Source organism: Parabacteroides sp. KHUB-02, from assembly GCF_056640955.1.
The window spans coordinates 2,178,197-2,190,895 of sequence record NZ_JBWQEV010000001.1; the positions used below are offsets into that span (position 1 = coordinate 2,178,197).

The following is a 12,699-nucleotide window of genomic DNA, read 5'->3' on the forward strand; positions in this document are numbered from 1 at the left end:
GAACACGTGAAGTTAGTAAATGAAGGAATGAGAAAGGAAAAATGGACAGGATATTGCAGATGTCCAATTACCAGAATGTTAGTTATCCGATTACCTGGGCTGAACAGATAACCAAATGAGAAGTAAAGAAGTTGTCACTGCGGCCATTATTCACTGTATGTTAGTATTTTGTATATAAAAAAATGCTTATAAATTGAACGATTTTGCCATTAAGTTTATTTGTTTGAACAAAGTACGCCAAATAAATTGAATTTACCTTATTTGGCGTATTTGATTTATATTTCAATGCTATTATAAGTTTAAGATAACCTATAAACCACATACATCAAATTGTTTTATCAAAATATTTACAGTCTCTATTATGGAATGCAGGATATGTGCCTTCAAGAATATCAACTATTACTTTGTTCATTTTTGGATTTTCTATAGCACCTGATTCATAAGTAACTTTATTTCCATCTAATTTATCTATTTTCATCTGAATAATTTGATCAGCATCACAAACAACAGCAAGGTTTGGATTATGAGTAACCATGATAATTTGACGTTTTTTCTTAGCTGTCTTGATAAAATGCACTAGATATTTGAATACGCTTTCATTATCAAGGTTTTCTTCTGGCTGATCTATGATTAACGGTTTATCATCCATATCTATAAAAAGATACAACAATAAAAGTAATGCACCTCTTTCTCCTGGGGATAATGATGACAACGGTTTTCCGTTCATTCTCAATTGAAAGAAAGGGATTACATAATCCATCCCGTAAATAAAATCGTATAATTCTTGTTTTGTATGCCCTTTCTTTAATTGTGCTTCAATTTCTCGATCGATATTTTGACCGTCTCGTTTGTCACATAGTAAATCATCGTTGATAAGACAAGCAAACTCTACTATTGATTGAATATTGGATATATCAATACTATCAATACTATCCTTTATTCTGGATGCGCCTTGTTCTTTACCGTAATAAGAACCTGCAGCTTGTTGACTAACATAATCAAACAATCGTTCGCCAAAACTCCTTATAGCAAAAGTTGAATTAAATTCAATTGGATAGTCTTTCAATTCCTCATGATAATCATGAATGAATTTTACAATAGGAGCAAAAAGGCTATTATAAGTATCAAGAACAAGATGTTTCTTTTGCATCAGCTCTTTAACATGTTGATTTCTAGTATTTTTCTTTATTGAAAGGTCATTGATAAGTCGGTGTTCAATATAATCTATACGCGCTTGAAGATTTTTTATTGTTCCATCTTTTTCTGGCGTACCGATTATCTTTTCTATCATGTTTTCCCAGTCTTGTTTATCTTTTAAATATTTTTGATATTCAAGTTCCGGAGCACTCAGCTTTTTCTTGATTTCTTCTAATTGCTGTAAAGTATGCACATATTTATATTTTAATCCTTCAGGATTCTTCTCATCAAGCTGGTTATTTATATCTGCCAGACGTCCATTTAGTTCATTAATCTTTTGGTCTATTAATTCAGGGTGAAATGAAAGGGTCATTATTGAATCAATATCCAATTTATTCTGTTCATATAAAGGGCGTAACTCATTTCTCGTAGATGTGATTTGGGCATAAAATCTTTCTAAGCGTACTTTACTGTCTGTGATATCTTGTATTAATTTTATAATCGCTTCTCGTTCATCATTTAACTTCTGCAATGACGTAAGAATAGTTTTGCAGAATTCCTGATTTTTTTCAATGTTTTCCTTAGCTTTCTTTGCATTAGGATCATCTTCCAGCGAAGGTTTCGCCACTTCTTGTGGTTTAGCTAATTGTGCATTACTTAATTGTTCTTGCTTGTATTTTAATTCATTTTCAATTTTGCTCTTATAGGAAAGAGTAAGCATTGCCTCTAGTTCTATAATGTCTGTATTGATAGATTTAATTAAAGACTTAATGTCATTACATGAAGCATTGTTCTCTTTTGTTAGATAATTGATTATACTTTCAAGGTCATTAAGACCGAACCTTTGTGCTGGCTCTAAATACTGAAATATAATCTTCTTCAGTTCATTTTCAAACTGTTGATCATCTTCAGTTGTACAAAGCGTTTCAAGGAAATTTTGTGGTATATATTTAACTCGCTCTGGCTGTGTTAAGTCCGACTGCATATCCAATGTTTTTATAGTTGAATGTGCTCCATCAAACCATTGTATAGAGGCCTCAGTTTGTTTAGAACGATTATAAGGTTTAGACATTCTGAATTTTGTGGGAGTCAGAAAAGCCCAATTTTGATTGGTCGTATCTGCACACAGAGCGATAATATCTGTAAGAGCGCTTTTACCACTGCCTTTATTCCCAATGACGGCAACTAACCCTGGATTTAGAGGTATACTAATATTCTCAAACCATTTTTCTGACATCGTAGCATTAGTTGTGCGACGTACTTCCAAATATTTTATAAATTTATCAGGATTTTTTCTGATTCTGTTTATTATATCAGGTTCATCGAAGAATATACGTTCTGGCTCAGCTAAAATTTGTCTTAAACCTTCAAATGTCAAATCTGCCTTTATCCAGCAAGCATTTGTTCCAACTTCACTTATTTCATGAGCATCAGATGTTGCAATGGAAGGCTTTCCAAAAACTTTTTGATAAAAAGCAGCTTCCTTTGGTTTAGTCAAGTCGCATATATCAATATAACCATCTTTGAACAATTCTTCTTTTACAGGTCCTAAAGAATCTTCAATTGAAACATTTTTAGCGGCCTTTCCTTCATGTTTCATTTCTTCATCTATACTGTTAGATTTTGAACCGGCATGTACAGTTACTAACCCACCATATTTATGAATAATATTTGCAGCCTGTTTGAAATCGACTTGCACTTGAAAGATTCCTATCTTGAAATACTGTTCATCAGATAATTCTTCTTTTGTTATCTCGCGGCCTTTTTGTATTATTTTTGTACGAGTTATTCCAAGTGGGTTCAAGACATTTTCTTTAAGAAACTCTGCGGAAAGTTTTACTCCATTATGTACATCTGGAAAAAGCCCTATCATGTGTACAGAGGCTTTCCCGTATTCTGTACGAAATTCTACACCAGATATAACAGAAATTTCCATGGGCGCAGCCAATTTTTTCATTATATCAACATTATCCACGGTATGATGGTCTGTTACTGCAATACATTTTACATGCTTTAGTTTTGCTTCATCTAATATCTCTTGACAAGAGCCTTTACCGTCTGAAGCATTGGTATGGATATGCAAATCCCATTTATGCCATATTGAACCAGCTTTATGCATCATATTACTAAATATTAAAAACCTACATATATAATACGAAGATACAGCTTTTAATTGACAAAATTGTCGTTCTGTTTATTCTATTTCTTTATATCGTAACAGCCGCTCGTTGGGGAAAGATGTTACCTCTTTATTTTTCATCCACAGGCTTGTCCTAACTTCGTACGGTCCGCCAAAGAAGATTTTATCCTCTCCTGCAGGAATTCGTTCAGATCCTTGTGTGGCAGATAGTGCATGGCCTTGTCGATCACTTTTTCACACTGCCTTCCGATCTCCTCCACCGCCTTCTTGCCGGCTTCATCATTATCCAGGAAGCAACAGACCTGTCCGTAGCTTCTAAGGATATCCATTGCCTTGGGCAGGTTGGCCACAGAATTGAGCACCACGCAGTCCGGTACGGCTTGCCCTTTCTTCAAGGCCAGGTACGAGAGATAGTCCATAAACCCCTCGAAAACCAGTACCGATGACTGCCGTCTATCCCCTGTATTATGGCTGACATGTGTGATGTCCTTGGGAGAGACCGCTCCTTTGAAGTATGGATTACGTATCTCAAGCCCCCCCTTCCTGTTTTTGAAACCGACCGCGAAATACCATTTGCCGCGCATGCGGTAATGTACCTCCACGCATTCCCTTGAGGCGATATCGGAAGGAATGCCCCTTGTCCCGAGATAATCCAGCAGGACGGTGTTCTTAAGAGGTGAGACGCGCAGTTCCTCAAAGGCCGATGCCACAGTCCGTCCTTTCGCAGGAGAAGGAACCGGTCTGAACGCCGGAAAATCGCTCCCGATCCTCTGCAATACGGTCGGGATATCCGTCACCCCGTACAGCTTTTGTGCCAGGTCGATGATACTGCCCCCGGTTCCCTCCCCGAAATCATGTCACAGGTTCAAGGAAAGGCTGACCTTGAATGACGGGGTACGCTCCTGCCTGAAAGGCGAAAGGTACCATACACTGTCCCCCTGTCTTCTGACAGGCGAGAATCCCGCCCGCCCCAGGAAATCCTCCAGCGGAATCTTCTTTACTTCCTCGATGTTCATCGCTTGCTTGTTTTACAGGTTATTTAAAAGGCGGCCATGAGAGCGGGTCCAGCAAGACACCGTCCTTCCTTAACTCAAAATGCAGGTGGTTGCCGGTCGCTACCCCCGTATGTCCGACATCCCCGATATGCTGCCCGATACGGACATGAGTACCCGCCTTCACATGCAGCCTGCTCATATGCGCGTACAGTGTCGAGTATCCTTCCGTATGCCGGACATGCACGAACCAACCGTAACTCCGGCTGTAACGTGCCTCGGCGACCCTGCCGTTACCCGCACTGTACACGGGGGTGCCACAGGGAGCAGCCAGGTCCACCCCCTGGTGGAACAGCCTCCTTCCCTTTACCGGATGTACCCTCATACCGAACGTGGACGAGACCCTGAAACGGGTGTATCTTCTGTCAAGGGGGAAGAGTACGGGATAATCCGTCAGGAGAATGAGGCCATGTCGGGACCTTCAAGTAACCGTTCACTTCCCGGCAGTACCGGTGGAACGTTCCTTTAACAATTCACCCTTGTTTCCGCCAGCCGTACCGTCCCCCCTCACACAGGAGGAGACTGACAAAAGGTGACAAAACATGACTATCAATGACAACTTTCTCATAATCAGAATATTTTAAGACGAAGATAGTAATTTTATCTCCCGAAACGATTTATCCACTTTAAAATTTAACAGTTATGGAAGAACTAAAACCGGCTGCCACAGGCAGCGAAAACGCCACTCAGGAACAGGGTTACCTGATGGCTTACGACAAGAAGGAACAGAAGGCGAAAGGTGTCAAGGGCATCGCGGCAAACGGGGAGCTGGAGACGCTCGAGGCCAATGAAACGAACAAGAGCCAGTTTATCCGTGTGGACCGGTACGGGAATTTCTTCACCAACTTCGGGAAGAACTTCATGTACCAGTACAACCATCCGACACGCTACGCGCTGTACCGGATGGAGGAGAAGACTCCGGTGGAGGAAGCGAAACGCAGGATCGAGCAGGCCCAGCTCCCCGAGAACGAGTCTTTAAGACGCGAGCTCTCCCGGGATAACCGAATCTACAACAACCACCTTTTCAATGAGCGCGAGATCAACTGGCAGCAGGCCGAGCGTTACGGGCTTACCCCAGACGTGCTCAGACAGACAGGCGACATGGAAAGGCTGTTACAGGGCAGACAGTCCGGCATAGCCTATGACATCTCCATGAACACCGAGCTGGGACGCCAGAAAGGGGATGCCAAACTCTCGCTTTTCCGTGACGAGAACGGCCTGGCCAAGTTCGATCTGCACTTTATCCGCCAGGCCCCCAAGGTAGGACAGGAATACCGGGGATACAAGCTGGAGGAGGACGTACTGGACGCCTTGAACCGGACGGGCAACGCCGGAAGGCTGGTGGACCTGGTCGTCGACTTCCGCAGCAAGGAGACGAAACCGTGCTACCTTTCAAAAGATCCGGTTACCAACGAGATGTTCTTCCTTCCGGCAGACCAGGCGCGCTGTTCTAAAAAAATCAAGGACTATACGCTCTCGCAGCAGGAGTACGCTGACTATACGGCTGGCAAGGAGGTCCCCATCGAGTTCAAGTCATCGAATGGGAAAATCCTGCGAACCTCCATCCAGATGAGCGCCGCCGAACGCGGGACCGAGTTCCTGTGGGAAAGAAGCACCAAGAAACTGGAGAACAGACAGGGGCTGGAACAGAAAGACGGCTTGCCGGAGAAAACGCAGAAGCCTGAAAAGAGGACCTATGCTCGCAAATCAAAGATAACCCCGAAAATGTAACGGCATGGCATCCCCAAAAGACAACATGGAACAACTGGAGGAGCTGTTCAGGCAGGACGGCAGAGGGTGCCTGCTCATCGGGTACGAAACCGGCATGGACAAGCCCCATGCCGCGATTTCCTACCAACTTTATCCTGTCAATCCGGAACAAGACGGCATGACCTACCAGTTCCTCGGCCTGCTGCATGTCGGGGTGGAGACCGCCCGGATATCGGCCTTCGTCCCCGATACCCGCCTGGAGATCTACCGCTTCCCCCGCATGTCCGATGTCCCTTCCATATCCCGGGATATCCCCGTAAGGGAATACATCACGGACAAACTGCTGCCCCATATCCGAAGATATGGCCTGGAACCGGTAGTAAGCGTCAATCTACGTGATGCGGTGTTCATGAGGTCCGCCCTGAAACGGCCCATGGAACCGGGCGGACGGTTGCGGCTGACGGCCGCAGAAATCGACCGCCTGATGGATTTCCGCCTGCTGCAGGACGAGAAGGCACGGCTATATGGTTATGATCCCGCTTACAAGCTGCCCCTGCATATCGTGGAAACATCAAGGGGGATACTTGTTTTCAGTGACGGACCGGCGGGCCAGAAAGGGCTGGAGGAGTTCTACCAGCACCTGGCGGACAACTATTGGTGGATACATAGCGAACCGGGACCGGTCAAACAATATGACATGCATTCCGTTCCGGCAAGCCTGGCCCCGCTGATTGACGCCTCCTGCAGGAAAGATCCCGATACCGGGAGATACGTGTACGAGTTCACGGACTCCCCGGTACGAGCGGACCTGCCCGATGAAAGAAAACTGGAGCCGGTCTTCTTTACCGACATGACACCCTCCGCTGAAGGATACCGTAACCTCACGGAGTTTTCCGGATGCGGGATGAACAGATGCAACGCGGATATCTACCGACTGCTCTCCCTTACCCGCCACTTCGACCGGCAACTCATTCTTGACCCCGCTTTTTCCTACCGGCATCAGTTCCGGGAGTTCGTGGAACGCATGGACAGCTTTCTCCGGGGAAATCCCGGCGACGATGACATGGGAAAGATACTGGACGACATGCACGGCAAGGCGGGGCGCATCCTGAAAACGGATTTTGACGTAAGGGGGCACCGTACCCTGGAGCGGCTTCTGAATGACTGCAGCGTGCCGTTCCTCATCGGTGACCACGAGGCCGATGACACTTTGAGAAGGGCGCTGCTTGAAGGGAAATGGATTTACTTCCCCGGACTATCGGCAAAAATGCCCGGACTCCGTTACATCCATGCCGATAAGACCTGCGACCGGGTCATGGCTTATAAGAATCCCCCGGGGCTCAAGCCTGTATACCAGGTCAAGGACGGTAAGATCGTCCCTTATGAGGCGAAGGCAGTAAAAACGGATAAATCACGGGCAAAGAGAAACAGTAAGAGGAACAATTTAAAGTTATAGACATCATGGAGCAGACCTACACAGCAATAGAGACCTGGGGCGGCTTCCTCGCCTTTACCGACACGGCAGAAGGCAGGGGAAAGCTGCGGCAGTTCCTGCAACAGACGGCCGACGCCTATTTCAATCCGGCATTCAATTCCGGAGCGTTACATGTCTACAGGGCCGAAGGGAAACTTGGTAACCGACCCTGGGTCAACCCGGGGAGGATGCGGCCGGACGAGTACCCTTATGGTCCGAAGCCCCATGGCAGCTGGATGGAACTCCTCTACAGCAATCAGATGAGACCCACTGCGGAGGACCTCCGCAGTTTCTGCCATAACGCGGGCTGTGAGATAAGCGTCCGCAACGTTAATATCACGGACACCCTGGATGCCCTGGAGCGTTATGACCGCCAGGCGGAGGAGTTACAACGGATACCCGCAAAATCCGCCCGGGACAGGGAGGAATTACTGCAGACCCTCGAGACCAGGAGGCAGCTGCAGAAACTGATGGACTCCGCCTATGATGTCCGGGGATACCGGACGGCCGGGAGGATACTGGACGACCCGGCAGAGTGCGTTATCTTGGAAGGAGTCCCGCTCTACGGACCTCACAGGAGCGTACTGAAAGAGGGCCTTGGGTTGTACCTGCCGCACGAAAGCGGGAATAACCCCTCGCATGCCTACGCGTGGGTGGACCAAGCTACAGACCGGATCATCTTCGGCGGCAACCCGCCAGTGGACCGGAAAACCGTCAGGATCAGACCGGAGGTCGAGAAGAGACTGTACAGCCCGCCAGGAAAAACACGTAAAAGGACCGAGATACGTCCCAAAATGTAAAATAAGAAACAGATGACAATGGAAAAAAGCAACAGGACCGCACCCTTAAAAGTGGTGCTTCGAAAACACGGTTACCTGCTGTTCTCCGGCAGCAGGGCCGGCGAGGAGGCCCTCAAGAGATATCTCCAGCGTGCCGCTGACAGGTACTTCGAACCGCATGCTCATGACGGGGCGTTGGAGATCTATGAGTACTCCGGGCGGCGCAGGGAGCTGATGCCCCATATCAACGGTGGCGGACATGGCATGTCCTGCCGGGAAGGAACGGGAAAGGCGGAATACATTCCACGGGAGGCCCTTCCCGCCGGGTTTGCCGAGAGCCTCGAGCCAAGGCTCTACCACGCGATGAACCCGACAGCCGACGAATACCGGGGACTATTCTCTAAAGTGAGGGGATACACAGGCTTCGAACTCTCTTCCAGGGGAGAGAACGAGGATATATACCGCCTGCTATCGATCAGGGAACGCGGCTACATGAATATCCATGACCGGCCGTTCACCTATTACAGGGAGCTACTTCCCCTGGCCGAACGGTTCGAAGAGGTGACGCAGGTGAAAGCTGCGGAGCTGTTTGACCCGCAGGCTTTCAGGGAGCTTTCATCCCAGATAAGGAAAAAGGCGGACGATATCCTTCGCCGGGACTTTGACGTAAGGGGACACCGGTCGCTGGAGAAATACCTCGGCAATCCCGACACCGCCCTGCTTGTGGGAAACGTGAGGCTGGAGAACGAGCAGTTCAGGGTACTCTCCGAAGGCCACGCCCTGTACCTGCCGGAGAATGACCGCCCCGCCTCACGGCACCTGCTCTACTGCATGGCGGATTTTACACGGAACAAATTGCTGGTATCCGGTGAACCGTTCCCTATCAGGACCTACCGGGTAAAGGACGGTATCCGTCATCCGGCAGGGCAGCGTGAGGAGGCATCAGAGAAAAGGAAAAGGGCCGGACGGAAACCTTCCGGCAGAAAATTATAAATTAAAACAGTACCACCATGTATATTGGATTCATATTGAACGGCAGGAACGAGCTGGAATACTGCCGGATGCTGTCTTCTGACGTAAATGACCTGGACCGCCGGTTCGGGGAGTTCTGTTTCAGTCAGGTCAGAGGACAGCTGAAAGGGGCCTACCTGCCCGAGGAAAGGATCTACTGCATCGAGGCCGCCGGTGAAGATGGCAACCAGGTGGAATCCCTTGTGCGGAATATAATTGACAGAGGTGCATGGCCCTCCGACGACTACCAGAGGCTGCGGGATATCGGATTTGTCCATGAAACGGCCGACTCCTACAGGAGGACCGACAGCCGGGACTTTATTGTCGGCGAGCTTGAACGGACACTCCACAACGGGAGGGCGGGCAGGCTGCTGGAAGCCTACCACGACTTCCACCGGATCCGCGAGAAGGATACCGGCAACCGTGTGCTCACGGCTATACAGACCGGACAAGGCGTGCTGCTCTTCGATGACACAGGCCGGGGACTGGAGCGGGCAGAGAGCTATCTCCAGTATAATGCGGACAACTTCTTCAGTCCGATACACCGGAATACCGACAAACTGGGCGTCTATTATTTCAGTACGGACAACGCAAGGCTGGTGGAAAAGGCGCGGGAGTGCGGCAGGATGTTCACCTCTGATGACCGGTGCCGTTTCATCCCTGCCAAGGCGGAATTCCTCCGGTCGGACATCCTGCGGGGATGCAAGCCCGCCGTGGAGTGCGACATGTTCCCCGACCTCGCCCGATACCGGGAGATGCTGAAGACATTCAAGCTTAGGGAAAGTGAGCCCGCCTTCAACATCGGCATACTGGACAGGTTGTGCAGGACGGGAAATCTTGACGAGATGCCGGAAAACAGAAACTTCAGGCATTTCTGCAGCTTTTCCTCCCTGCACTTGCAGATGAACCATTCCTTCCTCTCCTTACAGGCGGACACGCTGCTCGGGAGCTCCATGAGACAAGCCGTCAGCGATACGGCACGGCGCATCCTGCAGAACGAATACGACGTGCGGGGATATGAATTGCCCACCCCGGATACGAGGCGCAGACGGGAAAAGAAACCGGAAAAGACAGGTAAAAAAACTAAAATAGGAAGATAATATGGCCTCGTGGTTGGAAAAGCTGGGACTGCAAAGAACGCGTCCCCCAAAAGAAGAGCTGAAGGACTTCTGTCTGGAACTGTGTCCGGACAACCGGATAGCCTCCTTCATGATAACGGACCATACGCCCCGGAGCGGGAATCCCTTCATCCGGTTCGTCAAAGAAGCGGCCCGTAAAGCCGTACTTGAGGAAGCCAGGGGCGTCCCTGACAACCTGCTGCTCTTCTATGCCGGCATCCGGAAAGAGGAGCTGCCTCCTTCCAACGGACTGCTGGAGAAGGAACCCAGGCAGGCATGGCGTTTTATCATCGAAAACGGCGGGATCACGGACGGCAACTCCGTCCCGCTGAGACGGGCCGCCTATCTGGAGGCACACGGTGTGGAAACGGACCGCAGGAATCTGGAGGGGCTGGAACACTCGCCAGGCTACAAAGACTTCGTGGCACACGAGACCGCACGGGAGCGCATCCTTCAAGGAAAGAACGCCCGGTTCCTCGTGACCGCCGTAAAGACAGACCAGGGTGTCAGGGTGTTCAACAGGGGGCTGCACGGCCCGCGCCACCTACGCGAATACCTGCAGGAAATAGCCGACAATTTCTACTCATCCTGTGGAAAGAGACCGGGGACATTGTCCATATTCCGCATCGAGACCTCGTCAAAACGGCTGATGGAGATGTCCCGGCAACCCGGAAGATGTTTCCCCGCCTCCCAGCCCGGACTGGAAGTGTTCGGGAATTACCGTCCGGTAGCCTCCTTCGAGCTGTCACCCACGGCGGCCAACCTCGACAGGTTCATTACGGCCGGCTCCCTGGAACTTTCCAGACGCAATCTGGATATCATGACCCTGCAGGACATCGCAGAAAAAGGATACGCCCACCTGACGCTGGAGGAACCGTTCCGCTACAGGAGGGAGTTCGCCCCCGTGGAAAAAGAACTCGGAAGGCTATCCAGGGAAAAGGAGCTCCATCCGGACTTTCCTCTCGTGGAGAGGATGGCGGAACTCCGAGAGACTTCCAGGAAGATCGCCGCCGCCCTGTTAGTAAGGGAGGGAGTCCGAACAGGGATGCCACGGTCAGAAACGAGGTATGCCGACAGGATATCACGCATGCTGGGGAGTCCGGCGGATACCCTCAGGGGATCCGATACCGGCAAAAAGAGAAAACAACCTTCTTCCAAACGGAAACATGCCGCAGGAAGACAAGTAAAACTGTAAATTGTAAACATATATGGCAACCAACAAACCACTCACCCCGGAAGAGGCCGTCGACATGAGCCGCCGCGCTGTCGGCCGGCGGGCATTGATGCGAACACTGAGGGACATTTTCTCGTACCGTAACCCGCTACGGCAGTTCATGGACGCCTACCGTTTCAACGTCATCCGCTGGAGCGCATCCAATCTCAGGGAACCGACACTCGGAAAACGCGTCAGGCTGTTCCTCGGCACCAGAAACCCGCTACGGATTCTCCGCGACAACTTCCGGCAGAACCGCGCGGACCTGACAGCGGACTGGGAAAGGGCGGTCATCGGCCGTATCAACCTCTCGCTGGAAGAGCTGGGGAGCATCCCACTGCATTCCAGACCGCGTGACCTTGCCAAAAGGCTGGATCGTGTCGGAAGGATGATAAACCGGATGACCGGCTATGAGCATTGTCCCAGCCTGCTCACAGAGAAGCTGCTGCTCTCCACCTACAGGTATATATTCATGGCTCCCCATGACAGGCGGTTCAGTGCCCTCTGTCCGGACGGAATCTGCGGGATGCTGCGGCAGAACGGTGTGCCGCCGGAGAGCCTGTATTACCAGAATTACGAAAGCCTGCTGCAAGGAAGGGAGACGGTCATCTACGAGTTCGCCTCTGGCGGGAAAGGGCAACAATATCTGCGTCCTCTGGAACACGTGAGGCTGGATGCCGGCCCGGGAGGGTATGACATGCTTCCCGCCCGTCGGCCCGACGGCCCGAAGGACCCTTCCGTTTCCCAAGGGGCGGAAGAGGCCGTACCGCTCTCCGAAAAGATGGAAAAAAACGGGAGGAATATCGCAAGGGAGAAGAGAACGGTCCAGAACACAAAAGTCAAAAATACAAAAGCCAAAAACAAAGGCATAAGAATGTAATTAATTATTTACCTGATAAAAACAAAAATTATGAGAATCGTACTTACAGACAAGCCAGCCATGGCAAGGAGCATCGCCTCCGTACTGGGCGCCAACGAAAAGGCGGAAGGATATCTTTACGGTAACGGGTATGCCGTCACATGAACTTACGGCCACCTGCTGGCACAGGCACCGCCGTCCGCTTA

13 protein-coding genes are annotated in these 12,699 nt (G+C 49.7%); 8 read left to right on the forward strand and 5 right to left on the reverse strand.

Translation table 11 applies throughout. The features are described 5' to 3' along the window. Positions 1-325: 325 nt before the first annotated feature. From ACYIA1_RS09530 to ACYIA1_RS09550, 5 genes are all read right to left on the reverse strand, one after another. Positions 326-3,259, reverse strand: a complete 2,934-nt coding sequence (locus tag ACYIA1_RS09530; RefSeq protein ID WP_074908955.1) for a TrlF family AAA-like ATPase — start codon at positions 3,257-3,259, stop codon at positions 326-328. Between the two features lie 134 nt (positions 3,260-3,393). Further along, the gene (locus ACYIA1_RS09535; RefSeq protein WP_074908957.1) at positions 3,394-4,074 is read right to left on the reverse strand and encodes a toprim domain-containing protein; all 681 of its coding nucleotides are present in this window, start codon (positions 4,072-4,074) and stop codon (positions 3,394-3,396) included. A 60-nt stretch (positions 4,075-4,134) separates the two neighbouring features. Beyond that, positions 4,135-4,293 (reverse strand): hypothetical protein, encoded by a 159-nt coding sequence (locus ACYIA1_RS09540; protein WP_167369817.1) that lies wholly within the window; start codon positions 4,291-4,293, stop codon positions 4,135-4,137. Positions 4,294-4,312: 19 nt separating this feature from the next. Continuing rightward, positions 4,313-4,654: a M23 family metallopeptidase gene (locus ACYIA1_RS09545; RefSeq protein WP_074908960.1), complete on the reverse strand. Its 342-nt coding sequence runs from the start codon at positions 4,652-4,654 to the stop codon at positions 4,313-4,315. Between the two features lie 108 nt (positions 4,655-4,762). Continuing rightward, positions 4,763-4,897, reverse strand: a complete 135-nt coding sequence (locus ACYIA1_RS09550; protein ID WP_258042720.1) for a hypothetical protein — start codon at positions 4,895-4,897, stop codon at positions 4,763-4,765. Positions 4,898-4,971: 74 nt separating this feature from the next. On the opposite strand from ACYIA1_RS09550, the gene ACYIA1_RS09555 reads away from it, so the two are divergent. The 8 genes from ACYIA1_RS09555 to ACYIA1_RS09590 are packed head-to-tail and all read left to right on the forward strand — an operon-like array spanning position 4,972 to position 12,658. After that, entirely contained in the window at positions 4,972-6,060 is a 1,089-nt protein-coding gene (locus ACYIA1_RS09555) for a DUF4099 domain-containing protein (RefSeq protein ID WP_074908963.1), read from the forward strand. A gap of 4 nt (positions 6,061-6,064) precedes the next feature. After that, complete coding sequence (locus ACYIA1_RS09560; protein WP_074908967.1) at positions 6,065-7,495, forward strand: DUF6047 family protein; 1,431 nt, start codon at positions 6,065-6,067, stop codon at positions 7,493-7,495. 5 nt (positions 7,496-7,500) lie between these two features. Then, complete coding sequence (locus ACYIA1_RS09565) at positions 7,501-8,313, forward strand: DUF6047 family protein (protein ID WP_074908971.1); 813 nt, start codon at positions 7,501-7,503, stop codon at positions 8,311-8,313. 12 nt (positions 8,314-8,325) lie between these two features. Continuing rightward, entirely contained in the window at positions 8,326-9,285 is a 960-nt protein-coding gene (locus ACYIA1_RS09570; protein WP_074908974.1) for a DUF6047 family protein, read from the forward strand. Positions 9,286-9,302: 17 nt separating this feature from the next. Further along, complete coding sequence (locus ACYIA1_RS09575; RefSeq protein WP_074908977.1) at positions 9,303-10,403, forward strand: DUF6047 family protein; 1,101 nt, start codon at positions 9,303-9,305, stop codon at positions 10,401-10,403. A gap of 1 nt (position 10,404) precedes the next feature. Then, positions 10,405-11,616, forward strand: a complete 1,212-nt coding sequence (locus ACYIA1_RS09580) for a DUF6047 family protein (protein WP_074908980.1) — start codon at positions 10,405-10,407, stop codon at positions 11,614-11,616. 13 nt (positions 11,617-11,629) lie between these two features. Continuing rightward, complete coding sequence (locus tag ACYIA1_RS09585; RefSeq protein ID WP_103877869.1) at positions 11,630-12,514, forward strand: phospholipase D-like domain-containing protein; 885 nt, start codon at positions 11,630-11,632, stop codon at positions 12,512-12,514. A gap of 30 nt (positions 12,515-12,544) precedes the next feature. Then, a complete protein-coding gene (locus ACYIA1_RS09590; RefSeq protein WP_005805286.1) occupies positions 12,545-12,658 on the forward strand; it encodes a hypothetical protein in 114 nt (37 codons plus the stop codon). The last annotated feature ends 41 nt before the right edge of the window (positions 12,659-12,699 follow it).